Annotated in this window: 21 protein-coding genes; 5 read left to right on the forward strand and 16 right to left on the reverse strand. The window is 62.6% G+C overall.

The window, feature by feature from the left end:
- Positions 1 to 18 precede the first annotated feature (18 nt).
- From nuoK to ROZ37_RS06150, 5 genes are all read left to right on the forward strand, one after another.
- Complete coding sequence (gene nuoK / locus ROZ37_RS06130; protein ID WP_312658290.1) at positions 19 to 327, forward strand: NADH-quinone oxidoreductase subunit NuoK; 309 nt, start codon at positions 19 to 21, stop codon at positions 325 to 327.
- A gap of 12 nt (positions 328 to 339) precedes the next feature.
- Entirely contained in the window at positions 340 to 2361 is a 2022-nt protein-coding gene (nuoL, locus tag ROZ37_RS06135) for an NADH-quinone oxidoreductase subunit L (protein ID WP_312658291.1), read from the forward strand.
- 69 nt (positions 2362 to 2430) lie between these two features.
- Entirely contained in the window at positions 2431 to 3912 is a 1482-nt protein-coding gene (locus ROZ37_RS06140) for an NADH-quinone oxidoreductase subunit M (protein WP_312658292.1), read from the forward strand.
- A 37-nt stretch (positions 3913 to 3949) separates the two neighbouring features.
- Positions 3950 to 5419: an NADH-quinone oxidoreductase subunit NuoN gene (nuoN, locus tag ROZ37_RS06145; RefSeq protein WP_312658293.1), complete on the forward strand. Its 1470-nt coding sequence runs from the start codon at positions 3950 to 3952 to the stop codon at positions 5417 to 5419.
- On the forward strand, positions 5397 to 5975 hold the full coding sequence (locus ROZ37_RS06150) for an NUDIX hydrolase (protein WP_312658294.1): 579 nt from the start codon (positions 5397 to 5399) through the stop codon (positions 5973 to 5975). Before nuoN ends, ROZ37_RS06150 begins: the two co-directional genes overlap by 23 nt.
- Positions 5976 to 6202: 227 nt before the next feature.
- On the opposite strand, the gene ROZ37_RS06155 is transcribed toward ROZ37_RS06150, so the two are convergent.
- The 16 genes from ROZ37_RS06155 to ROZ37_RS06230 all read right to left on the reverse strand — a co-directional run bounded on the left by ROZ37_RS06155 (position 6203) and on the right by ROZ37_RS06230 (position 24883).
- Positions 6203 to 6571: a hypothetical protein gene (locus ROZ37_RS06155; RefSeq protein WP_312658295.1), complete on the reverse strand. Its 369-nt coding sequence runs from the start codon at positions 6569 to 6571 to the stop codon at positions 6203 to 6205.
- A gap of 247 nt (positions 6572 to 6818) precedes the next feature.
- Positions 6819 to 7163: a 4Fe-4S dicluster domain-containing protein gene (locus ROZ37_RS06160; protein WP_312658296.1), complete on the reverse strand. Its 345-nt coding sequence runs from the start codon at positions 7161 to 7163 to the stop codon at positions 6819 to 6821.
- Positions 7164 to 7401: 238 nt separating this feature from the next.
- Positions 7402 to 8670, reverse strand: a complete 1269-nt coding sequence (locus ROZ37_RS06165) for an NADH:flavin oxidoreductase (protein ID WP_312658297.1) — start codon at positions 8668 to 8670, stop codon at positions 7402 to 7404.
- A 195-nt stretch (positions 8671 to 8865) separates the two neighbouring features.
- Positions 8866 to 10107 carry a Xaa-Pro peptidase family protein gene (locus tag ROZ37_RS06170; RefSeq protein WP_312658298.1) on the reverse strand — a complete coding sequence of 414 codons (1242 nt, stop codon included), beginning with the start codon at positions 10105 to 10107 and terminating at the stop codon, positions 8866 to 8868.
- A 372-nt stretch (positions 10108 to 10479) separates the two neighbouring features.
- Complete coding sequence (locus ROZ37_RS06175; protein WP_312658299.1) at positions 10480 to 11613, reverse strand: acyl-CoA dehydrogenase family protein; 1134 nt, start codon at positions 11611 to 11613, stop codon at positions 10480 to 10482.
- An 18-nt stretch (positions 11614 to 11631) separates the two neighbouring features.
- The gene (locus ROZ37_RS06180; RefSeq protein ID WP_312658300.1) at positions 11632 to 12792 is read right to left on the reverse strand and encodes an acyl-CoA dehydrogenase family protein; all 1161 of its coding nucleotides are present in this window, start codon (positions 12790 to 12792) and stop codon (positions 11632 to 11634) included.
- A 65-nt stretch (positions 12793 to 12857) separates the two neighbouring features.
- On the reverse strand, positions 12858 to 14012 hold the full coding sequence (locus ROZ37_RS06185; RefSeq protein ID WP_312658301.1) for a thiolase family protein: 1155 nt from the start codon (positions 14010 to 14012) through the stop codon (positions 12858 to 12860).
- Between the two features lie 78 nt (positions 14013 to 14090).
- A complete protein-coding gene (locus ROZ37_RS06190) occupies positions 14091 to 14525 on the reverse strand; it encodes a Zn-ribbon domain-containing OB-fold protein (RefSeq protein ID WP_312658302.1) in 435 nt (144 codons plus the stop codon).
- Between the two features lie 237 nt (positions 14526 to 14762).
- The gene (locus tag ROZ37_RS06195) at positions 14763 to 15401 is read right to left on the reverse strand and encodes a TetR/AcrR family transcriptional regulator (RefSeq protein ID WP_312658303.1); all 639 of its coding nucleotides are present in this window, start codon (positions 15399 to 15401) and stop codon (positions 14763 to 14765) included.
- 46 nt (positions 15402 to 15447) lie between these two features.
- Positions 15448 to 16302 (reverse strand): enoyl-CoA hydratase/isomerase family protein, encoded by an 855-nt coding sequence (locus tag ROZ37_RS06200; protein ID WP_312658304.1) that lies wholly within the window; start codon positions 16300 to 16302, stop codon positions 15448 to 15450.
- Complete coding sequence (locus ROZ37_RS06205) at positions 16254 to 18740, reverse strand: MMPL family transporter (RefSeq protein ID WP_312658305.1); 2487 nt, start codon at positions 18738 to 18740, stop codon at positions 16254 to 16256. The genes ROZ37_RS06200 and ROZ37_RS06205 overlap by 49 nt, the downstream gene beginning before the upstream one ends.
- On the reverse strand, positions 18740 to 19822 hold the full coding sequence (locus ROZ37_RS06210) for a YCF48-related protein (protein ID WP_312658306.1): 1083 nt from the start codon (positions 19820 to 19822) through the stop codon (positions 18740 to 18742). The genes ROZ37_RS06205 and ROZ37_RS06210 overlap by 1 nt, the downstream gene beginning before the upstream one ends.
- 11 nt (positions 19823 to 19833) lie before the next feature.
- Entirely contained in the window at positions 19834 to 21201 is a 1368-nt protein-coding gene (locus tag ROZ37_RS06215; RefSeq protein ID WP_312658308.1) for a DUF1329 domain-containing protein, read from the reverse strand.
- Positions 21202 to 21227: 26 nt separating this feature from the next.
- A complete protein-coding gene (locus ROZ37_RS06220; RefSeq protein ID WP_312658310.1) occupies positions 21228 to 23096 on the reverse strand; it encodes a DUF1302 domain-containing protein in 1869 nt (622 codons plus the stop codon).
- 11 nt (positions 23097 to 23107) lie between these two features.
- On the reverse strand, positions 23108 to 23353 hold the full coding sequence (locus tag ROZ37_RS06225) for a hypothetical protein (protein WP_312658311.1): 246 nt from the start codon (positions 23351 to 23353) through the stop codon (positions 23108 to 23110).
- Positions 23354 to 23422: 69 nt separating this feature from the next.
- Positions 23423 to 24883: a UbiD family decarboxylase gene (locus tag ROZ37_RS06230; RefSeq protein WP_312658312.1), complete on the reverse strand. Its 1461-nt coding sequence runs from the start codon at positions 24881 to 24883 to the stop codon at positions 23423 to 23425.
- Positions 24884 to 25495 lie beyond the last annotated feature (612 nt).

The following is a 25495-nucleotide window of genomic DNA, read 5'->3' on the forward strand; positions in this document are numbered from 1 at the left end:
GGTGTAATCAGGGAGTTTTTGATGCTTTCGCTTTCCCACTATCTCATTCTGGGCGCGATCCTGTTCGCGATCAGTGTGGTCGGGATTTTCCTCAACCGGAAAAGCCTGATCGTCCTGCTCATGGCGATCGAATTGATGCTGCTCGCGGTCAATTTGAACTTCATCGCCTTCTCGCACTACCTGGGCGATCTGGCCGGGCAGCTTTTTGTTTTCTTCATCCTCACCGTCGCCGCCGCCGAGTCGGCAATCGGCCTAGCGATTATGGTCGTGCTGTTCCGCAACCTGCGGACGATCCACGTGGATGATCTGGACAGCCTCAAGGGTTAAGGAAGCGTCGCGATGACGGATATGCAAAAGCTTTATCTCCTGGTGCCGCTCGCACCGCTTGCCGGAGCAATTCTTGCCGGCCTGTTCGGCAAGGCGATCGGCCGCGTGGGTGCCCACGTCGTAACGATCCTGGGCGTCGCAATTGCGTTCGCGGCGTCAGTCGTCATCTATCAGGACGTCCAGGCGGGCAATACGTTCAACGGCACCATCTACACGTGGATGACGAGCGGGAACCTCAACTTCGAGGTTGGTTTCCTGATCGACTCGCTGACCGTAATGATGATGCTCGTCGTGACGTTCGTGTCGCTGATGGTGCACATCTATACGATCGGCTACATGCACGACGATCCGGGGTACCAGCGCTTCTTCAGCTATATCTCGCTGTTCACCTTCTCGATGTTGATGCTGGTGATGGCGAACAATTTCATGCAGCTCTTCTTCGGCTGGGAAGCAGTCGGCCTCGTGTCTTACCTGCTGATCGGCTTCTGGTATGAGCGGCCGACTGCGATCTACGCGAACCTCAAGGCTTTCCTTGTCAACCGTGTCGGTGACTTCGGATTCCTGCTCGGTATCGGCCTGATCGCGGCGTATGCAGGGAGCCTCGATTACGCCGAGGTGTTCGCCCGTGCCGGCGATCTCGCCGCCCAGGACATGGCAGTGACGGGCTGGCCGTTGATCACCGCGATCTGCATCTGCCTCTTCATCGGTGCAATGGGTAAGTCCGCTCAGGTGCCGCTGCATGTATGGCTCCCCGACTCGATGGAAGGCCCGACCCCGATTTCGGCACTGATCCATGCTGCGACGATGGTTACCGCCGGCATCTTCATGGTCGCGCGCATGTCGCCGCTGTTCGAGTTGTCGGATGTCGCACTGTCGTTTGTGCTCGTCATCGGAGCGACTACTGCGCTCTTCATGGGTTTCCTCGGCATCGTCCAGAACGACATCAAGCGCGTGATCGCGTACTCGACGCTGTCGCAGCTCGGCTACATGACGGTCGCCCTCGGCGTCTCGGCGTACTCGGCCGCGGTGTTCCACCTGATGACGCATGCGTTCTTCAAGGCGCTGCTGTTCCTGGGAGCGGGTTCGGTAATCATCGGCATGCACCATGACCAGGACATGCGCAACATGGGCGGGCTGTGGAAATACATGCCGGTGACCTGGTTCACGTCGCTGCTCGGTTCGCTCGCGCTGATCGGCTTCCCGTTCTTTTCGGGCTTCTATTCGAAGGATTCGATCATCGAGGCGGTCCACGCGTCGACGATTCCTGGCGCCGGCTATGCGCTGTTCTGCGTGCTGATTGGCGTGTTCGTGACGGCGTTCTACTCGTTCCGGTTGTATTTCCTCGTGTTCCACGGCAAGGAGCGCTTCGGTAGCAACCAAGGTCATCACGATCATCAGGGTGATCACGAGGACGAGGAACCGTCGACGGACCATCACCACGGCCTGGCGCCGGGTCAGAAGCCGCACGAGTCTCCGTGGGTCGTCACGTTGCCGCTCGTTCTGCTCGCCATTCCGTCGGTTGGCATCGGTTTCTTCACGATCGAGCCGATGCTGTTCGGCGACTGGTTCAAGGACGTCATTTACGTCGGCGACAATCACGTCGGCCTTTCCGAACTCGCCGCGAACTTCCACGGCGCGGTAGCCATGGGCCTTCACGGGCTGCAGACGGCGCCGTTCTGGCTTGCGACGGCGGGGGTCGTGCTCGCGTGGTTCTTCTACCTGGTGCGTCCGGATATCCCGGCCGCGATTCAGCGGACCTTCCGCCCGGTGCACGCTCTGCTCGAAAACAAGTACTACTTCGATCGAATCAATGAAATCGTGTTTGCCGGGGGCGCGCGGGCGCTGGGCAAGGGCTTGTGGAAGGGGGGCGACCAGGGAGTGATCGACGGCGTCGCAGTCAACGGCACCGCGCGGCTGGTCGGATGGGTTGCACAGATTTCCCGGCTGTTCCAAACCGGGCACCTCTACCAGTACGCCTTCGCGATGATCATCGGCGTCTTCATTCTGCTCACTTTCTGGTTCAACCTCGGTTGAGCGGGCAAGCCGAATACTGAATAACGATAAACGCGCGTCGGCGAACGACGCACTTGACGGAAAGTAACGATGACGGGTTTGCCATTTCTCAGCCTCGCGATCTGGATTCCGATCCTCGGCGGATTGCTCGTCCTAGCGACCGGTTCGGATCGAAACGCGCCGCTCGCGCGGGTGCTCGCCCTGTTCGTGGCGATTGCCGGCTTCGTGGTCACGCTGCCGCTCTTTACGCTCTTCGACGTCAGCACGAGCGCGATGCAGTTCGCCGAAGTGCTTCCGTGGATTCCCCGGTTCAACATCAATTACCACCTCGGGGTCGACGGCCTTTCCGTCATGTTCATTCTGCTGAACGCGTTCGTTACGGTCATCGTCGTGATCGCGGGCTGGCAGGTGATCCAGGAGAAGGTCGCGCAGTACATGGCGGCGTTCCTGATCATGTCGGGATTGATGAACGGAATTTTCGCGGCGCTCGACGCGGTCCTCTTCTACACCTTCTTCGAGGCCTCGCTGATCCCGCTATACCTCGTTATCGGCATCTGGGGCGGCCCGAACCGCGTCTATGCCGCAATCAAGTTTTTCCTCTACACGCTGCTCGGCTCGTTGCTGATGCTCGTCGCGATGCTTTACCTGTTCATGGAGGCGGGTGGCAGCTTCAACATCCTCGACTGGCATCAGCTCCCGCTGGGAATGGACGCGCAGACGCTGATTTTCTGGGCTTTCCTGGCGGCGTTCGCGGTCAAGGTGCCGATGTGGCCGGTCCATACGTGGCTGCCCGACGCGCACGTAGAAGCGCCTACGGGAGGATCGGTGGTGCTGGCCGCGATAGCCCTGAAACTCGGCGCCTACGGCTTTCTGCGCTTTTCGCTGCCGATCGTTCCCGATGCAGCGCACGCGTTGGCGCCGATGATGATCGTGTTGTCGCTGATCGCGGTGATCTACATCGGCTTCGTCGCGTTGGTCCAGACGGACATGAAAAAGCTCGTGGCCTATTCGTCGATCGCCCACATGGGTTTCGTCACGCTCGGATTCTTCATGTTCAATCAGGTCGGTCTTGAGGGCGCGATCGTGCAGGCGATCTCGCACGGGTTCGTCTCGGCCGCGATGTTCCTCTGCATCGGCGTACTGTATGACCGGATGCATTCGCGGAACATTGCTGATTACGGCGGCGTCGTGAAGACGATGCCGAAATTCGCTGCCTTCTTCATGCTGTTCTCGATGGCGAACGCGGGTCTGCCCGGTACTAGCGGCTTCGTCGGCGAGTTCATGGTTGTGCTCGGCGCGGTTCAGTTCAATTTCTGGGTTGGGTTCGGTGCCGCGATCACCCTCATTCTCGGAGCGGCGTACACCCTGTGGATGTACAAGCGGGTCATTTTCGGTGCCGTCGCCAACGACCGTGTGGCCGCACTGGAGGACATCGGCGGCCGCGAGTTCCTGTTCCTCAGCATCCTCGCACTGTGCGTGCTGGCGATGGGCCTCTACCCGTTCCCATTCACCGAAGTCATGCACGCTTCGGTCAGCGAACTTTTGCGGCACGTCGCCGTGAGCAAGCTCTAACCGAGCACGCGAGACACTTTTTCGGATTGGTCAGAAGATGAATTTCGTCATTCCCGACTTCTACCCCGCAGCTGCCGAGATTTTTGTCGCGGTGATGGCGCTGGTAATCATGCTTGCCACGACTTTCGCGCGCAGCATTGCGCGGAGTCTCGCGTACTACCTAACGCAGTTGACCCTCATTGGCGCTGCGTTCGTGACGATCGCGACAATGGACGGCCAGGTGAGCTTCACCTTCAGCAACATGTTCATTTCGGACCTGATGGGTGACTTCCTCAAACTGGTCATCTATTTCACCGTCGCGACAGCATTGCTGTACGGGCGTGGGTATCTAGCCGATCGCAACATCGACCGGCCCGAATACTATTTGCTCTCGCTGCTGATGACCCTCGGGATGATGGTGATGGTTACGTCGAACCATCTGCTCCCCCTCTACATCGGGCTCGAGATGATGTCGCTGTCGCTGTACGGCATGGTGGCATTCGATCGCGATTCGGCTCGTTCCACCGAAGCGGCGATGAAGTATTTCGTGCTCGGTGCGCTCGCTTCCGGCCTGCTGCTGTACGGGATGTCAATGGTCTACGGCGCGACCGGCAGCCTGGAGCTTTCGGGTATTGCGCAGTCGATCTATCACCAGGCGGCGAACAAGACGGTGCTGTTGTTCGGGCTCGTATTCCTGCTGGCGGGCATCGCGTTCAAGCTCGGCGTCGTGCCTTTCCATATGTGGGTGCCCGACGTTTATCAGGGAGCGCCGACGGCGGTCACGCTGATGGTCTCTTCGGCGCCGAAGCTTGCGGCGTTTGCGATGGCAATGCGTTTGCTGGTGTACGGTCTGTTCGAACTCGCCGAGCAATGGCAGTCGATGCTGATGTTCATGGCGGTACTGTCGATCATCCTCGGCAACCTCGCGGCGATCGCCCAGTCGAACATCAAGCGGATGCTTGCGTATTCCGGCATCTCGCACATGGGATTCGTGCTTCTCGGATTGCTCTCCGGCGTGGTGGACGGGGATCGTCACTTCGCGCTGAACGCCTACAGTTCTGCGATGTTCTACGCGATCGCCTACGTGATCATGACGCTCGCGTCGTTCGGAATGGTCCTGCTACTGTCGCGGGCGGGTTTCGAGGCCGAGAATATCGATGACTTCAAGGGCTTGAACAAGCGTAGCTCGTGGTTCGCGGCGCTGATGATGATCACGATGTTCTCGATGGCCGGCATCCCGTTCTTCATCGGCTTCTTCGCGAAACTCGCGGTGCTGCAAGCCGTGGTTGCCGCGGGATACGTCTGGCTCGCGGTACTCGCCGTCCTGATGTCGGTGGTGGGGGCGTACTACTACCTGCGCGTCGTGAAGATGATGTACTTCGACGAACCGGTCGACACTGCGCCGCTGCGCGCGCCGGCCGGCGTCCGGGTGCTCCTCTCCGCGAACGGTCTGGCAGTTGCGGTGCTCGGGCTGCTGCCGCAGGGATTGATGTCGCTTTGCGCCTATGCGCTCCTCGCCTCGCTCTGAAATCGATCTGGAGGAAGCCGAACTGGAGTCGACCCCCGTTTTCGACGGGGTGTTGTTGAAGGTTCGGCGAGATCGCGTCCGACTCCCGGACGGGAAGGAGTCGCTTCGCGAGTATGTCAGGCACCCCGGCGCGGTGGTCGTCCTCGCCGTTCTTCCCGACGGGTCGTTGTTGTTCGAACGTCAGTACCGGTATCCGTTGCGCCGGGCATTCCTTGAACTGCCAGCTGGGAAGATCGACGCCGGCGAGGATGTGCTCGAATGTGCCCGCCGTGAGCTCCGTGAGGAGACCGGCTACGAGGCTACGCAATGGCAGTATCTCGGCGTGATGCATCCGTGCATCGGATACTCGGACGAACGGATCGAGATCTTTCTGGCGCGCGAACTCACGCATGTCGGCCACGCGCTCGATGAAGGCGAATTCCTGGAAGTCCTTAGCCTCACGGTCGACGAGGCGATTGGCGCAATCGACGCCGGAGAGATTACCGACGGCAAGAGCATCGTCGCGCTGTTCAAGGGCTTCGCTGCGCTGGGCCTGTCGATTGTCTCGACGGCTTGACCGAACCTCCTCGGCAGCGCGGACTCGCCTCTTTGGCCCGCGTGTCGTAACTGCCCGCATCCGCCGGCGGTGCTAGGCGGGGTCCCAAGAAAATATCCTCGCCCGGCGAAGCTCCGGTGCGAGCCCAGCCGTCCAAGACGATCGAAATGCCGCATTTATGCGAGTTTTCGCGGCTTTTCCCGATGCGCTGAGAAGGGGGCGGATATGTTCGGGCGATCGCCTCCCCATTAAATCGGTTGCGAATGAGAACGCGTGATCAGTGCCTGTGCCGCTTGCTCTCGGGTATAGAAACGATCAGCGCGCAGAAAGCCGGCCACGAGCGTCGGCTTGTAGGAGCGCGCTGTTCCGTCGCCATTGTCCTGTCGGAGTGCTCTCGGCAATCCGTCGAGGAGATGGATCGGTGCCGGGTTGCCGTCGGAAAAACGGGACCGGTAGACGCAACCGCTCTCGGTGTCCTGGAAGGCCGGCTGGAATCCCGCTTCGCGATTGTGCTGGCTTAGCCCGCCGGAGGATGCGAACCGCTCGTTGTCGTAGTCGAGATCGCATTGCGTATACCTCTCGCCTTGGCGGCGTCTTTCCGAAATCGGAGTGTCCATCTTCGGCTCCCGTTACGGCGCCCGCTCGGACACGAGAAGGGCGGGACTAGCGATTTAGAGTGACCGCACTCTGCGGGCGGTCGTCCAACACATCGCGGAGGTCGCGTGGCGCGGACGTCGGGTGGCAAGTCGGCTCTTCACGTTACGGGTAGGGCAGCTGGGCACGGCGCGCTCGGGCGCCGCGTTCAGGAGAGCGCCGCGGACGCCGATGGGTTCGAATTCGTGCCGCCGGATATCCCGGAATGAGCTATTTGCCGTTTCGGAAGCGTGACGTCATCAGGTTCAACGAAGCGAATTCGCGCCCCGGGTGCAACTGCCTCGCGCGCTCGAAAAGCTGTTCTTCGGTTTCCGGGCGCTTCGGGTCCGGGATGCAACAGTCCGCCGGACACAGGGCGGCGCACTGCTCGACGCCGAAATGACCGACGCACTCGGTGCATTTTTCCGGAACGATGTAATAGAGATGCGGAGACAGCGCCGCGTGGGTTCGTCCGTCGAGTTCGTACTTCGCGCCGCCGGCGAAGATCGCGCCATTCGGACAGGCGGCTTCACAGGCGCCGCAGTTGATGCATTCTTCGGTGATGAACGTTGCCACGACAATTTCCTCCTTGATTCGAGCCAAAAAAGCGATTTGGGCAGAGCTTCGATTTCCGCGGCAATACGTCGTAGCTACCGAGGCTGGAGCGCATCTGCCGCTGCCATCTGTCTGATGTTGCTGAAAACTTGAGACTTCCAGCCTGAACACACGCTGAAAGCATCCGCTACAGTTGCGCAACCGCAGGGTTGTACCCCCTGCTGGCTGCGGCACTCCGGACAACGGTACGGACGTCGGCTTACTTCCTCAGCACGTGAGGCAGCATCGCCGGGCCGCGGAAGCCTTCCTTGAGCAGGTAATCGGGGTTGTATTTCTCGCGGCCCATCTGCGGATTGACGTCGCAGCGGCCCGGCAGGCACAGCTCGAAGCCGACCCAACAGAGGTTGCACTTCGTGCATTTGACGATGTCGTCGACGCGGTTCTGCTGCACCTTGTTCGGCAGCTCCGGGTCGGCGACGAGTGTGCGCCCCTGCGTGACGACGTCGGTCCAGCCTTCGCGGATCGCCTGCTCGGCCAGTTGCGGGCTGTGCACCCCCGGCGTCATCACCGGCACCTTCAGCACCTTCTTCAGTTCGATCGACCACGGCAGGTAGCCGCCGTCCTCGGGCGAATCCATCTTCGCCTTCGGGATCGGCGGGAAGCCGATCGAGGTGTGCCAGTAGTCGATGCCGAGCTCCTGCAGCTGCCCGGCCAGATACTTCGTGTCGTCGAGCGTGTAGCCGCCCGAGCCGCCGCATTCGCTGCCCACGCGCACGCCGATCGTCATGTCGGGGCGCTCCTCGCGGATCGAGGCGATCACCGCGGCCGAGTACTCGACGATGAAGCGGTTGCGGTTCTCGAGGCTGCCACCGTACTTGTCGGTGCGCTTGTTGAAGCGCGGATCGCGGAACTGGTCGAGGATGTAGTGGTGGCACAGGTGCAGCTCGATCCCCTCGTAGCCCGCCAGCACCGCGAGCTTGGCGTTGCGCGAAGCCTCGTCGATGAGCTGCTGCATCTCGTCGGTGGTGATCTCGCGCGGCTCGGGGTGCTTCGTGTATTCGTCTTTCAGCCACTTGCCCTGGAGGCGGTTCTTGAGGATGCGCGAGGCGGCGCCGTGCGATTCATCGGTGCCGAATTCATACGTGACGCCCGCCGACGGCGCGATCGGCTGCGCGCCCGACATCGGCGTCGCACGGCTGCCGGTCGAGGGCAAGAGCTGGATGAAGGGCTGCGAGCCGCCGACCCGGATGCTCTCGGCCAGCATCGCCATCCCCGGCACGTGCTCGATGCTCGTCAGGTAGAGCCACGGGATGTTCGCGTACTTCTTGCCGAAATCCGTGTTGAGGATCGCCCCGACGATGCACACGCCCGAGCCGCCCTTGGCCCGCGCCACGTAATACGCGATGTCCTCGTCGGTCATCATCCCCGACCAGTCCTGGAACAGAAAATTGCACGGCGCCATCCCGTATCGGTTCTTCAGTACCGTCGAGCCGATCTTGATGGGTTCAAACAGGGCCTCGTATGCCATCTTTTTGTCTCCTTCGGTGTCCATTCCGTGTGTTTCGAGTCGGTGCGATCAATCCTGCAACGCATACCATTGGTGCGGCGCTAGTCGAAGCCCTGCGAACGTCCTTCGACAGGCGGATCGGGGGCAAAACCGAAGGGTCCGGCTCGCACCCGCGCGAGTCATCAGCTTGCCATCCAACAATATGCGCTTCTTCAATCAGCCCGTCAGCAGCGGGTGCGCAACCATGATTTCCTCGATCGGCAGCTTGCTCATGACCTCGACGCCGTCTTCGGTCACGACGATCATTTCTTCGAGTTTCACGCGGCCCACCGTGGGGTCGATGGGGTCGAGCGCCTCGATCGCCATCGCCATGCCGGGCTGGAAAATCTGCGGATGTTCGAGCGACCAGAGGCGATTGATGACTGGGTACTCGTACAGCCACAGTCCGAGGCCGTGCGCCATGTCGTCGCACCACACTTCCTGCTCGGACTTCGCTCCTTTCTGTTCCGCGGTATCCCACAGCACCGCGACGTCGGCGGTGGACGCGCCGGGCTTGATCGCTTCGAGCGCACGGTAGATACGCTCGTATTCGCGTCGGTGCAGATCCCGTACTTTCTGCGACGGTTTCTGGCCGACGATCGCGTTGCGGTAGTAGCAGGTGTTGTAGCCCATGTAGGTGCTGCGGACGAAATCGACGGTCACGATGTCGCCGGGCTGCACTATCTTGTCCGTCGTCCCGGACCCCGATCCGCCGGAACTCACCAGCACGCCCCAGATTTCCTCGGCGCCGGCCTTGTACATCGCCTCGTTCGCCACCGCGACGAGTTCCCGGTCGGTTACGCCGATGCGCAACTTGTCGTAGATCGCACACCAGCCGACCTCGGCGATCGCGGTCGCCATGCGCAGGCAGTTGATCTCGTCCTTCGTCTTGACCGCGCGCGCCTCGAGCATCGCGGGCATGACATCCACCAGGTGAATCCCCGCCTCCTCCAGCGCCCGCCGCCCCGGCTCATCGATGCGGTCGATCCCGAGCTTCTCGCCTTCGAGCCCGAACTCCTTCAACTGGCTCTTGATCTGCGCCGCGAACCGCTTCGCGGTGGCCTGCGTCGCCGCCGGTCCGGGCGCGCCGTTGGCCCAGTGGTAAGCCTGCCGGATGTTGTCCGGATCGATCCACGGATGAATGCCGTGAACGCTCCGATGGGGTTCGTACAGGATCGGAGCGTGCCCTTCGGCGAGCAGCGTGTAGCGGGTCTGGTCGATGAACTCGAGGCCCCGCGCACCGGTTGCGTAGCGGATGTTCTCGGGCCGGAAGACGAGGCAGGCAGCGATGCCATGCTTCTTCAGCGACGCACGCGCCTTCGCATGCCGCTCCTCGCGCATCCGCGCGAAATTGATGCCTTCGCTCCAGTCGAGTCCACCACCGCCAAAGGTGAGCTTCGGTGCCAGTCTTACCGTCATCTCTGAACCCTCCTTAACAACATACTAACCGGTTAGATTTAATTACTCAAGAAATATCTTTGCTTTTTCGCCTTTCCACTGACCCTGCCCGTCACGGCGCAATTCCTATATTTGCTGCGTTATTTAGACATATGATCTGCTCTCATCACGGCCTGACAGACGCCAGGGAACGATCTCATTTTAGTGTTTCATACTGACCGGTTAGTTTTTATAGCAGACCTGCCGCTGCCGCTTTGCTGGACGTCGCGCACATTCCCATGCGGGCGACGGTGGCGGTAAGACCACAACTCGCCCGGGCCGAAAACAAGCTGAAAAAGTCGCAGGACAGGACCGGCGCGGACAGGAAAAACGGCCGGTCACTACCGGTCGCGCCTAGTATCCGAGCCGCTGAGCGAGTTGTTTGCGATGAAACCGCGCGTCACCGAAGGCCACCTCGGCCGCGCTCGCGCTCCTGAAATACTGCGGCAGATCGTGCTCGTCGATCAGGCCGACGCCCCCATGCACCTGGTGCCCGAGCGCGAGCACCCGCCGGTACGCGTCGCTGACCCAAGCCTTCGCCATCGCCGCTTCCACCGCGTGGGGCAAGCCGGCGCTTATCCGCCACGCCGCCTCGTAGCTGATCAGCCACGACGAATCGACGTCCGAGAGCATGTTCGCGCAATGATGCTGGACCGCCTGAAAGCTTCCGATCGGCCGGTTGAACTGCTTTCTTTCCTTAGCGTACTCGATGGTCATGTCCAGCACCCGTCGCGCGCCGCCCGACATCTCGCAGCATTTCGCGACGGCCGCCTTGTCGAGCAAGGCCTGGACGAGATCCCAGCCTTCGCCCGCCCGTCCGAGCACGTCGGCCGCGTGCACCCGCACCCTGGAAAACACGACTTCGCACAGCCGGTTGTTGTCGAGCGTGCGGTACGGCGTGCAACGGACGCCGTCACTCTTCGTATCGACGATGAAAACCGTGATCCCGTCTTCCGGCCTCGCGCCATTGCCGGTCCTCGCCACGCACAGCAGGTAATCGGCGATGTGCGCATCGGGTACGAACAGCTTGGTGCCGTCGAGGATGTAGCTGTCACCGTCGACCGTCGCAGTCATTGCGACCGCAGCGGCGTCGTAGCGCCCACTCTCTTCCGCCAATGCCAGCGTCCAGATCGCTTCTCCGGCTGCAATCGCGGGCAGATACGCGCGTTTTTGCTCGTCGCTGCCGGCGTCGAGGATCGGCAGGCCGCCGAGCACGACGGTCGAGAAGAACGGGCTCACCGGACGGACCTTGCCCATCTCCTCGAGCAGTATCGCGAGCTCGATGAAGCCCATTTCCGCCCCGCCGTATTCTTCGGGAAAGACCAGCCCCATCCAGCCGAGTTCGGCCATCTCCTGCCAGATCTCGGGCGAATGTCCCGATTCCCCTTCGTCGAGGCGCTTGCGCACTTCCTTCGGGAACTTGTCCCGCATGAAGTCCCGCGCGACCTCCCTCACCATCTCCTGCTGATACGTCAAATTCAAGTGCATGTCGTGTCACCTGCCGGACTATTTCGCGGGAAGGCCGAGGCCGCGGATGGCCATGATGTTGCGCTGGATCTCGGACGCGCCGGCGACGATGCTCCAGCGCGGGGCGTCGAGAAAGAGCTTCTGGATCTTGGCGTGCAGCGGAATCCATTTCGACCAGTCGCACAGCTGCCCGTACGGGCCGAGGATCTGCATCGCGACATTGAACAGGCGCTCGCGAACCTGCGACGCATACAGCTTGCCGAGCGACGCCTCGTAGGTGAGATTGCCCTTCTGTTCCTGGATTTCGGCGACCTTGTAGATCAGCAAGCGCGCGATGTGCAGCTCCGTCGCGACGCGCGCGAGTTCTTCGGCGATCCAGTCGTCCTCGGCAGTGATCTTGCCCGCGCGCCGACGCTCCGCCACGAACTCGACGAGCTCGTCGAACGGGCGCTGAAGATCGCCCACCGTGCCGCCCCGTTCGTAATTCAGCGCGCCGACCATGTAATCCCAGCCGCGGTTCTTTTCGCCGACCAGGTTGTTCGCCGGCACGACGACGTCGTCGAAAAAGATTTCGTTCGCCCGCACGCCGGCCATCGTGTGCAGCGGCCGCACCGTGATGCCGGGCGTGTTCGGGTCGACGATGAAAATCGAAATGCCCCGGTGCTTCGGCACGGTCTTGTCGGTTCTGACCGCCAGCCAAATGAAGTCGCAATGATGCGCGTGCGAGCTGAAAGTCTTTTGCCCATTCAGGACATAGGTGTCGCCGCGCGCTTCGGCATACAGCGTGAGCGCCGCGACGTCCGACCCCGCGCCGGGCTCCGTATAGGCGGTCGCGAATTCGATTTCGCCGCTCGTGATCCGCGTCAGATACGTCGCCTTCTGCTCTTCGGTGCCGAAATGGAGAATGCCAGGGCCGGCGACCTCGAGAAAGGTCAAGGGATACGGCGCGTCGTGATAGGCCATTTCCTCGCTGAGGATGAAGCGGGTGACCGGCGACAGTTCGCGCCCGCCGTATTGCTTCGGCCAAGTCGGGGCGAGCAGCCGCTGCTGGCCCATCTTCCGCAGCAGCGCCCGTGAATGGGGCCCGAGCCCCTCTCCGGAGTGATGCTCGTGCGCAGCCTCGGCGGTCACTTCGCGCTGTAAAAAGGACCGGACTTCCTTCTGGTATTCCTTTTCTTCCTGCGTGAACTCGAAATCCATGACCGATTCCTGTCAGATCTGATCGCCGGCAATCGTCCCGGCTGACGTCGGGGCGAACCTGCGCGCTAGCTTGCGAGGATCGCGACCGTGCAATTGCCACCCGCACCCGAGGCCTGGGCCAGACCATTGCGCGCGCCGACGATCTGACGCGCGCCGGCGTCGCCGCGAAGCTGCCAGGTGAGTTCGGCGATCTGCCGCAGTGCGGATGCGCCGGTCGGCTCCGAGCATGACAGGATTCCTCCGCCCGGATTCACGGGAATGTCGCCCGTCAGCTCGGTTCGCCCTTCGTCGATCAGGCGGGCGCCTTCGCCCAGTTTGCACAGTCCGAGTTGCTCATAAAGAATGATTTCCGAACTCGAATCGGTGTCCTGCAATTCGACGACATCGAGATCCTCGGGCCCGATCCCGGCGAATTCGTAAGCCTGCTGCGACAGCGCGGTGACGACCTCGGTGTTGTGGATTCGCGCGCTGTGGCCCATCTGGCCGATGCCGCCGCCCACGCGCGATGTGCCGTATTTCGCGACGCCCATGCAGGCCGCCGCGACTTTGACCGGCTTGTGGGTGTATTTCTTCGCGACGTCGCTGCTACTCAGAATGACCGCACCCGCGCCTTCTCCCGGCGCCGCGAACTCCATCACGCGCAGCGGATAACACACCATTTTCGACGCGAGGACTTCCTCCATCGTCATCGCTTTCCGGTACATCGCGTAGGGATTGAGCGCGCCGTTGCGGTGGCTTTTCACCGACACTTTCGCCAATTGCTCAATCGTCGTGCCGTATTCGGCCATATGCCGCGTCGCGCGCAATGAAAACTCAAGCGGATTGATCGCCAGGCCGCTCAGCACCTGCCATTGCGGATACGAGGTCATGCGCATGAAGCCACGCGGCATCTTCTCGACGCCGATCACGATCGCGGTATCGCAGAAGCCCGCGGCGATCTGCTGCCAGGCCAGGACGAAAGCGCTGCTGCCGGACGCACAACCGGTCTCGACGTTGACGATCGGGATTCCCGTCAGCCCGATGCCCGACAGCACGCGATGGCCGGCCGCGGTGCCGCCGTGCATCGTGCCGCAGAACGCCATCTGCACGTCCTTCCACGGCATGTCGTGCGCATCCTTCAGCGCCGCGAGCACGGCTTCCTGCCCCAGATCCTCGAAAGTCTTGTCCGGGAATCGCCCGAACTTGTGAAGCCCGACGCCACAGACCACTACGTCTCGCATGATTTCGTCTTCCTTATTGAACGCCGCTCGATGTCCGTTGCGATCCCGACTCAGGCGATGCTTCGCCTGTCGGGGCACTCAGCCCAGAATCGGTTTGAACTTGAAGCCGATGACCTCGGTGCCGTCTTCGTCTTCGAACAGCTTGTCGATGACCAACGCCATGTCCATGCCGACAAACAGCTTGTTAGGGTCGCTTTCCGTCAAATGGGACATCACCCTCACGCCTTCGGGCAATTCCACCATTCCCACCCCGTACGGCACCGGTCCCTTGTAGCCATCCGGGACGGGATAATTGACGTTTGTGAACGAATGCAGCTTTCCCCTAGGGCTCAGCGCAATTTCCTCGATTGCTTCCGAGGAGCAATTCGCACAGCGGCGCTGCTTGGGAAAAATCACCTCTTTACAGTTCGTGCACCGGCTTCCCAGAAGGTGCGGCTCCTGCGACGGTGATTTCGGGCGAATGAAGAGCCCTTCTCCCAGATCGATCTGCCTGACGGACGTCTGCCTTTCCATATGCCGATACTCCTTCTTCAATTCCAGGGACGATTTCAATCCGGAACTTCGTTCGCGCAGCATCGGTGACAGCCACCGTAAGCCGTATGTCGAATCCTTCAGGGGCCGCGTAACGCATTCCCCCGCGTTCACGGCCCCGTTGCAGCGACGCGAGAAAACGCGGCGACCACCTCCTTCGCGGCGCAATCCCGGATCAGGAGGCGCGACGGCCGCCATTGCGCAGGAGGGGTTAATTCGTCAGACGGCAGCTCGCGCACGGCTATTCCCCGCACCGTCCTTCTCAGCGGCCTCGGGACTGAGGACGCCATTGAACAGAATGCTGCGGAAGGTGCGCACGAAGGCCTCGCCGTCGATGTACTGACGGTTCAGCATCCACTGGTGCAACACTCCGTCGTGCAGCGCCATGAAGGTCAGCGCTACGAGATCGGGATCGCCCTCATTGAAGAGGCGCTGCTTCTGCCCTTGCCTGATCACGCCGCTGATGATCTTCTGGTATTCGATGTAGATTTTCTTCAGCGCGGGCTCGAAATCGACGTCCGTGTTCAATTCCGTCGTGAGGAATGTCAGGAACACGCACATGTAGGTGTTCTCGGAAGCGAACTTCGCGAGAAAACTGATTACGGTGTGGAGCTTGTCGAGCGCGTTCCCTTGTTCCTCGTCGATCGCCTTCGTCAGTCCACCGATGAAATGCAGCCGGTATTCGTCCAGCAATCTCATGAACAGCTGGTCCTTGCCGCCGAAGTGGCTATAGAACGCGCCTTTCGTATAGCCGACTTTCGACATGATGTCGTCGATCGACGTGCCGTGAAATCCATTGCGAACGAAGAGCTCGAGCGCTGCGTTCAGGATCCGTTTCTCTGTGGTTTCTTTTTTCATGAAGACGCCTTTTTACGTCAGGGGTTAAAGAGTGCACGAGCCTTTGTCAGGCGTGCGGTTCGTCGTAATCGCCGACGAAGACGGGCCGCCGCTTTTCGAGAAACGCGTTCAGGCCCTCCTTCTGGTCCCGGCTCGAGAACACCATTTCGAAGCAGCGAGCTTCGAGCGCGAGCCCGGTTTCGAGGGCGACGTCGGTGCCGTCATTGACGGCGTTCTTCGTCAGCCGCAGCGCGAGCTGAGGCAATCGGGCCAATTTGCGCGCCCAGGCCATCGCCTCGTCGGCCAGGGCTGCGTCGGGCGCGATCCGGTTGACCAGACCGATCCGGTACGCTTCCGCTGTATCTATGATGTCGCCGCTATAGAGCAGTTCTTTGGCGTGCGCCAGGCCGACGATGCGGGGCAGCCGCTGCGTTCCGCCAGCGCCCGGGAGAATACCGAAGCGGATCTCCAATTGGCCGAATGTCGCGCTCTGCGACGCGATCCGCAAATCGCAGGCAAGCGCGAGTTCGCACCCGCCGCCGAGCGCCGGCCCATTCACGGCCGCGATGACCGGTCGCGGCAAATTGTGGAGCTTGCCGAAAACCGATCTTGAAAAGGCGACGAAATCCTGCGCCTTGGCGGGAGTACCGAGCGACGCAAGCATCGCGATATCACCGCCCGCACAGAACACGCCGTCTCCGCCGGTCAGGATTACCACGTGGACTTCGGGATCGGCGCTGATCTCGTCGCAGCACCGCGAGATCTCCCTCAGCATCTGCAGGTTGATCGCATTCTTCTGATTCGGCCGGTTCAGCGTGATCGTCGCCACCCGGTCCTGTTTGTTGTAGCAAATGGTCTCGTAAGTCACTTTATTCACCTCTCGGATCCGACGGGAATCACTTCCGGAGAGATCAGCGCGCACGCCGAACTCCGCTCGTAACCAGGCGTACGACCAGCGGCCTCCTGCGGGACAGCGGTGCTTCTGGCCGGACTGGCCTGCGGTTTCAGCAGGAAATGCGCGAGCGCCGGCAGCAGGACCATCGCGCCGAGCATGTTCCACAGGAACATGAACGCGAGCAGCAATCCCATGTCCGCCTGAAACTTCACCGGACTCGCAACCCACGTCATGACCGCGATCGCGAGAGTGATGCCGGTCAGCATCACGATGCGGCCGGTAAAGAGCAGCGTCCGGTAATACGCTTCGGACAGGCTCTTGCCGGCCCGCAACTGGCTGAGCGCGACGGCAAGGATATACAGCGCGTAATCCACGCCGATACCGACGCCCAACGCGATCACCGGCAGCGTCGCGACCTTGACGCCCATTCCGAGCACGACCATCAGCGCTTCGGCGATGATCGAGGTCAGTGCCAAGGGCAGGACCGCGACGACGACCGCCCGCCACGAGCGGAAATTGAAGAGAATCAGCGCCGCGACCGCGGCATAGACGAGCAGCGTCATCTTTCGCCATGCGTCGCGCACGACCATGTTCGTCGCCGCCTCGATGCCCGCCGAGCCCGCCGCCTGGATGAAGCGGACGTTCTCGGTGTTGTTCGCCGCGGCGAAAGCCTCGACGTGATTCACGACGCGCTCGAGCGTTGCGGCCTTGTGGTCGCGCAGATACACGTACATCGTCAGCAGCGCACAGCTCTCGTCGTACAAGCCGCGCGGCGCGCCCGCGGTGACGGCGTTGAGCATCGACTGGTTCGGCAGCAGCTCGTACCACTTCGGGTTGCCCTCGTTCAGCCCGACGAGCATCCGGCGGTTGAGCAGCGACAGCGTGTTGGTGCTCTCGACCCCCTCGAGCTGGCGCAGCTCCCATTCGAGTGCATCGACCTTCGCGAGCGTGTCGTAGTCCGAGCAGTAGCCTTTCGGCGTCTCGACCATGATCGCGAACACGTCGCTCGAAGCGCCGTAAGTTCCCGTCATGAAGGCGACGTCGCGGTTGTAGCGACTATCGGGCCGCAGCTCCGGCGCGCCGGCGTCGAGGTCGCCGATCTGCACCTGGGACGACACCGCAAGGCCAGCGACCGCGAGCACGGTGCTCACCGCGATCGCCCCGGCGGCCCAGCGGCGCCGGGTGAAGAGATCCAGGAATCGCCACGCGGGGTGCTTTCTTCCCCCGGTCATATCCGCGACTTCGGCCCGCAGGCTGCGCTCGGCCGCGTCCTGGTCGATGCCGATATAGCTGAGGATGATCGGCAGCAGGATCAGGTTCGTGACGATCAGCATCGCGACCCCGATCGACGCGGCCACCGCAAGCTCGCGGATCGCCTGGATGTCGATGATCAACAGCACGGCGAAGCCCACGGCGTCGGCGAGCAGCGCGGTCAGACCGGTCCAGAAGAGCCTCCGGAACGTCAATCGCGCCGCGACCAGTCGGCTCATTCCGCGCCCAATGTCCTGCGCGATGCCGTTCATCTTCTGCGCGCCGTGGCTCATTCCGATCGCGAACACCAGGAACGGAACGAGGATCGAGAACGGATCGAGCACATAGCCGAGCGTCGGCAACATGCCGAGTTGCCACAGCACGGCAACCAGCGACGCGACGACCACCGCCGCCGTCGCGCGGATGCAGCGCGTGAACCAGAACACCACCGCCGCGCCGATCAGCACGGTGATCGCGAAGAAGATCAGCACCGCGCGCACGCCGTCGATCAGGTCGCCGACCACCTTCGCGAAACCCGTGATGTGCATCGGGTAGCCCTGCGCTTCGTACTTCGCGCGGATCGTGTCGAGCTGCTGCGACAGCTCCGCATAGTTCAGCGGACGGTTCGCGGCGTCGGTGGCCAGCAGTGGCACGAAGATCACCGTCGAACGTCCGTCCTCGGCGACGAGCTGGCCGATTTCCCCCGAGCGGGCAATGTTCGCCGCGAGGCGCCGAAGGCTTTCCGCCGACCCGTCGTAGCCGTCCGGGATCACCGGCCCGCCTTCGAGGCCGACCTCGGTCACGCCCCGCCAGCGCGTCGAGGGGGTCCACAGCGAGCGCATCTGCAGGCGATTGACCCCGGGGAGCGAGAAGATCTCGTCGTTGAGTTCGCGCAGCGCCTCCATGTAGCGCGCGTCGTAGATCGTCGAACCTTCCGGCGCCGCCAGCGCGATGCGCACCGCATTGCCGAGACCGACGAGGTCGTTCTGGTGCGCCAGGTAGTTCTGGATGAAGGGATGCCCCTGCGGGATCATCTTCTCGTAGCTCGCCGACACCTCTAGCTTGCTCAACTGAAGGGCGAAAAACACCGTCGCCGCGACGCAGAGCAGCATGACGACCATGCGATTCCGGAACAGGAGCCGTTCGAGCAAAAGGCCCGAGCGGGGGTCGAAGTCGCGAGCGGATTCCTGCGGCGCGGCGGAATTGGGAAGCATCACTTGACGTCCTCCTTCGAAAGCGCCTGAAGATCGAGACTCAGCACACCGCGCTCGCTCAATGCGATGAGGCGATGGTCTTTCAGCTGCAGAACCTGGCTGAGCGCCGGCAGCGGGGCCGCGTTGATCGCACGCAGTGATCCGCCCGCCGGCTGTTCGAGGATGTATCCGGCCTGGGACGCGAGCAGCACGCCACCGCCGGCGCGCAGCGTCGACCCGGTGATCGAGGCGGGCACCGGACAGGACACCTGTTCCCAGCTCTGGCCCCGGTCATGGCTTTGCCAGACGTTGCCGCGCAAGCCGGCGAGCAGGATTTCGCCGTCGGCGGGGAGTTCGACGGCGAAGAAGCTGCCGTCGTAGGGGGTGTCGACGCGGCGGAAGGTCGCGCCGCGATCATCCGACTGCAACACCAGCCCGCGCTCCCCGGCAATCACGATGCGCTCGCCGCGCGCCCGCACCGCGTTCAGATGCAGGCCTTCCGGGTTGTCGAGGCGGCTCATCATCGACGTCCAGCTGGCGCCGAAGTCGTCCGACGCGAACGCGAGGCCGTACGCGCCGAACACCATCAGCTCGCCGTTGGCCTTCAGCTCGAGATCGAGGAAGGGTTTGTCCGCCCCCTCCTCGACGAGCAGCCGCGCCGCGGCGATGCGCTCGGCGTTGCCGGAGGCCTCGGCCGCAACGCGAGCCAGCCGCGCGGCCTCGCGCCCATCCAGGCGCAGCTGCCAGGTTTGACCACCGTCGATCGTGACGAGCACGACGCCGCCATGCCCCACGGCGGCACCGCGCTTCGCATCGGCAAAGCGCAATGCGGTCAGCGTGACGCTCACCGGCGATTTCGCCTGTCGCCAGGACTTTCCGTCGTCGTCGGAAAGGATCACGAGTCCGCGCTCACCGACCGCCACGACCCGATCGCCCGCGCTCGCCGCGGCCAGCATCACCGCGGACTGCGGTGCGACCGCTGCGACGGCCGGGCGCACGAGCGCTTCGCCGGCGACCGCTGCCAGCGGCGCGGCCGCAGCGCTTGCGATCAGCGCCATCGAACACAGTAGCGCGCATCCCGTCCCGGAGTGCCTCGATTTCATGGTGAGGCGGCTCAGCGGACGCTGCTTCCGGCCATCGCATCGGCCGTGAACTCGGCGTCCGAGCGTCCGTGCTTGACGACGTATTGCGCCGATTTCGTGTTGTAGAGCTGCGCGACGAAACCCGAGCCGTCGAGCACATCGTTGTAGCCGAAGGAGCCGATCACGACCGCCGGAATGTCCGGCGCGACAAAAGTGTTCGACCACAGCGTGCGCCACAATTGACCCTTGGCGTCCCAGCGGTCGGCGAGCACGCAGATCCAGGTGTCCTCGTCGCAGTAGTAGCGGCTCTTCGGCGTCTGGTGGCGTTCGCCGTCGCGCAGCGTGGCTTCGACGACCCACACACGGTGCTTTTCCCAGCGCATGTGGTCCGGGTTCAGGTGCGAGCCGTTGATCACATCCTCGTCCCGCGTCGGCTGAAGCAGCCGGTTGGTGTTGTACGGGACGTATTTTTCCTCCTTGCCGACGAGCTTCCAGTCAAAGCGGTCGAGGCGCCCGGTCCAGGTGTAGATCTCGTCGAAAGCCATCACGCCGGCGGCGGCCGGGGTCGGCGTGTCGCAGCATGCGTTCGGCAGCTTGCGCACGCGACGCTGGCCCCTCAGGTACACCCAGGTCTGCAGCTTGGACTGGTCGAGGTACTCGTGCGCGAGCAGCGCCTCGCCCGCGCGCAGCGCCGGGCCGAGGTTGCGGATCGCGACTTGCCAGAACGGGTTGTCGCCGTTATTGAAGGCCTCGAGCGAGCTGTCCTTCATGTAGTACGGAAGCTGTTCGTACGTGAGGCCGTCGGTCACCATCACCGCGCGGCCGTCGGACAGCAGTTGATACCAGTTGGACGTGTGCTCGAAACGCTCGCCGCGCCAGCGCAGCGCGTGGTTCCAGATCACCTCCTCGCCCTTCTGCGGAATCGGAAACGGAATGCCGCCGAAGGCGCCCGTCGGAGCGTAGCCGTTCATCTTCGCGCGGGTGGCGTTGGCGAAGGTGTTGTCATAGACCCACTGCGGCGCGGCCGCGGTGCGATGGGTCTTATAGACATCGACACGAAAGGTCTTCGGGTACTTCTGCAGCAGCGCCTTGGTGCCGTCGGTGAGCTGCGCGGCGTGCTGGGCCATGTTCTGCGCAGTGATCGAGAACAGCGGCTTTTCGTCCTTGAACGGGTCGCCGCGTCGCCCTTCCGGCTTGTCGCCGGGAATGGCAGTGGTGAAGCCGCCCGTCCAGGCCGGGATCGAGCCATCGACATTGCCGGCCTTCTCGGCGCCGAACGGGGTGAGCTTTCCCTTCAGCGTGGCAGCCTCCTCGGCCGTGACGGCGGCATGAGACGGAGCGGCGGCGAACAGCGTAAATGCGGCCACCAGCGGAGTGAAGGCGAGTTTCGTGTGCTTCATGGAGTGTCTCCTCCGTGCTGTTCTGATCAGAAGCTGTAACGGACCGTGAAGGACAGGAAATCCCGGTCGCGCCGCGACTGCTGATAGGTGAAGTCCGTGTTGTTGTCGACGAGCCGGTCGGCCGTACCGAAGTAGTGGGTGTAGGCGAGGTTGATTTCCCACGCGTTCATGTAAAGGCCGGTGACGCCGACGGTGACGTCTCCGCCGTCTTCGGGCGGATTGGAGAACGGGCCGAGGATGTTGCGCGAACCCTTCGGCGTGTAGCCGACGCCGACCGGCACGCTGATGTCGAGGCCGGAGACGACCTGCCGGTAGGTCGGCTCGAGGACGGCGCGCAGCGAAACCGAATCGCGCGTCGCATTCGGATCACGCGCGGCGGGCTGGCCAGGCGCAGGCGAGGAACAGTTCTTCCTGCACTTCAGCAAGCGCGTCCACGCCACTTCGCCGATGAAGTTGGCCTCGTTCCACAGCGGCGTGCGCGGCATGCTCCAGATCGTCGACAGGTTGATATGCGCCGTATCGCCGACCGCGTACGCGGGGTTGCCGTCGTTGTCGCTCGCCGCCGGCATTCCCGGAAACGGCAAACCCGACGAGTCCGCCGCGTGACTCGACGCGAGCGCCTGATCCTTGCGGATCGAGGCCTCGACCGCGAGGTTCACATCACCGAAGCTCCGGCTCGCGCTGAAGCCGTAGAGCTTCGTGTCCTCCGGATAGGTGAGGTAGTAACTGGTCGGCAGCACGCCAACCCCGGGCATGAAACCCAGCCGAGTCACCTGCTGGAAATCCTTGTCGTGGAAGCGCAGCGCGTAGAGCCCGAAGTCGGTCTCGGCCATCCGCCAGCGAAGCTGCAAGCCGAACTGGCCGGAGTCATCCGCCTCCATCTCGGATTCACGCGGAGCGGACACGCCCGGGCCGAGGAGCAGGCGCTCCGCCCCTTGTCCGACGGTGTCACTGACCGAAAAATAGCTGCCGACCGCCGGGATCCGGTTCCGACGATGGCGGAACTGGTAGTAGCCGGCGACGGTGACGCCGTCGGTGACTTGCCACTGCGCCGAGAGCTGCGGCACCGGCAGCACGAATTCCTTCGCCTCCGCGGTCGGGTCACCGAGCAGGCGCGTGACGTCGAACGGGTTTTGCGCGCCGGCAATCGCATTGTTGGCGAAGAACAGGCTCTCACCCCAGACCAGCGCGTACTGGCCCACGCGCACCGAACCGGGACGCCCGCCGAGATCGAACGAGCCGAACAGGAACGCGTCGCGAATCTCGGCGTCGCGCCCCAGTTGGTCGCGGGTCCGATCGGTGAATTCGTTCGCCGCCCTCGACGTATGGTTGGGGAAGGCGCCGCCGGCGAAACCCGGGTTGTCATTCGACCGGTTATAGACCGTGTCGTAGAAAGCCAGCGCGCTCACACGTCCGCCCCACCCGCCGGCCGAGACCGCGTCGAGCTCGGTGAAGAGTTCGATGCGGTTCGAGATCAATCCTTTGTCGAAATTCTGGTCACCGTCGTCGAGATTGGGGCTGTTCCGGTTGACCGCGGGATTGGCGATCAGCCCGCGGTCGCGATCCTTCATGCGAAAGGCTGCGTTGTAGCGGACCGAGTTGGTCCAGTCGATCTTGACGCCGTTATCGAGGTTCCAACTCGCCGCACTACCGACGGTCGGCATCATCGCTGCTGTCGAGGCCGCAACGACAAGCGACCGATGAAAACCGCAGCGTCTATCGTTTTTTTGCTTACTCACCGGCCGCCCCCCTGATCTCGTGTCCGTATGTCCCGATGTCCGGTCGGATTCGCTCGAGCCGTAGTGCCTGGAGCATCGCGATCGCGCGCATCGGTCTCGATGCCCGACACGCCCCCTGCCCCTGTCGCACCGGCTCACTCGCCATTGCCGCCGCACGGAACGTCGCGTTACCGGCCGCGCGAAGGCGCGAGTTCGCTGCGCCCGCGGATCCAGCTGTAAAGCCCCATGAAACCGGCAAGGAGTCCGCTGAGCCCGCCGCTCACCATGTGTCCGAGCGCATTTGCCAACAGGCTTTCCGGCATCGGGGCGACGAAGTAATTGACTGCGCCGCTCAGTGCTGCCCCGATCACGCCGCCCGTCAGCCCGCTCTTCAACGCCGGCAGCAACGCCGAATCGGTATTCCTGTCGGTCATATCGCCCCCGTTGTGGTTGTTCCGCTACCCGCGCACGGAGGCGGATCCGCCCGCCCCCGTGCGCGACGATCAGGCCTTGATCTCGTAGCTGTTCCAGTTCTCCCGGACCTTGCGCATCGTTTCATCGTCCGGGTAGGCCAGCGGCGGGAACCGCTCGCCGAACCAGTCGGGGGTCCGCGGCCAGTCGATCGGCTTCGTGCAATCGAGCAACAGGCGGTCGCCCTTCTTGATCGCCTCGTGGACGCGATCCTTCGGGTGCTCGGACGGATCGAGCGGCGAATGCCAGCCGGGGAAGGTGATGATGTCTTTGCTGGGCTTGAGCCGATAACCGATCGCCCACATCACCTTGTTCAGATCAAAGATGTCGATGTCCTCGTCGAAGACGAAGACGTTCTTCCCGACCATCGTCGAAATGCCCGAGCTCCAGATGTTCGCCGCGACCTGCTGCACCTGGCCGTAGTAGCTGTTGTCGATCTGCACGAACACGTTCGTCCAGCCCGTGCTCGGGTCGACGTTGACCGCCTTGATGCCGCTCATGCGCTCTTCGAGGAGGTCGAAGATCGCCGCCGAGTGGTGCACCGAGCAGATACGGTGGTCTTCGAGGATCGGCACGCCTTCCTGCGTCCCGACGAGAATCGGATCGTTGCGGTAGGTGATGCACTTGACGTTGAACACCGGGCGCGTGTGCGGCACGGTGCAGTAGTAGCCGGTATATTCGCCGAACGGACCTTCCTTGATGAAGTTCTCCATGTTCGTGTCGAGCTCACCCTCGATCACGATCTGCGCGGAGGCCGGCACCAGCAGGTCATTGGTCTCGCACTTGACGAGCTCGACCGGCTCACCGGCGAGCGCGCCCATGATGTCGTACTCGCATACGCCGACCGGCACGTGCGAGCACGAGACCGCCGGCATCAGCGGGTTCCAGCCAATCGCGACCGCGACCGGGACGTTCTCGCCGCGCTTGCGGTAGCTGCGCCAGTGCATCCAGATGTGCTGGCCGATCGTGAACGCGATGCCCATCTGTTTTTCGTTGTGAATCGCGCGGCGATAGTTGCCGACGTTGATCCAGTCCGAGTCCCGGTCCTTCGTGATCACGCCGTCGAACGTGCCGAGGTATCGATGCCCGTCGAGCTTGTGCCACAAGGGCGCCGGGAATTTCGTCAGGTCGATGTCATCGCCCTTGATGATGTTCTGCTTGACCGGTCCGGTATCGACGATGCGCGGCTTGATCGGGTTTTTCGTGCGCTCCCGCCAGACGCGAATCAACTCCTTGTAGGGCGTGTCCTTCGGCAGGCCGAGCATCAGCGCGATGCGCGAATAGGTGGCGAGTCCGCCGGTAAAAAAGCGCCGGAACGTGCCGTCCTCGTAGTCCTTGATGTTCTCGAACAACAGCGCCGGCCCACCGCGGTTAGCAGTTTCCTGGGCGATCCCGCCCAGCTCGAGATTCCAGTCCACCTTCTTGGTTACCCGGGCCAGCTCCCCTTCGCTTTCAGCAAGGGCCAACCATTCGTTCAGATCAGGAATTGCCATGCCGTGTTACCTCCCTCGTCGGTTAGTGGAACACATACTAACCGGTTAGCTTTCGGCATGTCAACGCATGAGACGATCAATTTTTCTTGTGGCGCCCCGTGTAATCGCGACCATTCCTTTTACAGTGGAGCCGATAGGAAGATGGAAAAGCCCCTTTTAAGCTGCGAAAGACTCCCCATCGGGATCGGCGTCTTGACTCGGTTCAATCTAACCGGTTAGTATCTTTTCCAAGAGCAGCGAAGTACGCGGTCCAATCGACTCTTCGATCGGCCGAGTCGAGCTCGAAGAGACGGTCGTGGGGACGAGGATGGGCGCGAAGTCATGAGGAAGCTGCCCATCGACGAAATCGCGATCGCGCACCCCGATACCGGCCGTGCGGCGGATGAGGCTACGGTCGGAAGGCTGGTCGCAGGCCCGGCGGAGCCGGCAGCGGCGCTGCGGGATTCTTGAAGAATCGAGTTTTCGGAGACGGAAGGAGACAAAAAGATGGCATACGAGGCCCTGTTTGAACCCATCAAGATCGGCTCGACGGTACTGAAGAACCGATACGGGATGGCGCCGTGCAATTTTCTGTTCCAGGACTGGTCGGGGATGATGACCGACGAGGACATC

It is taken from the genome of Aromatoleum sp. (genome assembly GCF_032027225.1).
Lineage (GTDB): Bacteria > Pseudomonadota > Gammaproteobacteria > Burkholderiales > Rhodocyclaceae > Aromatoleum.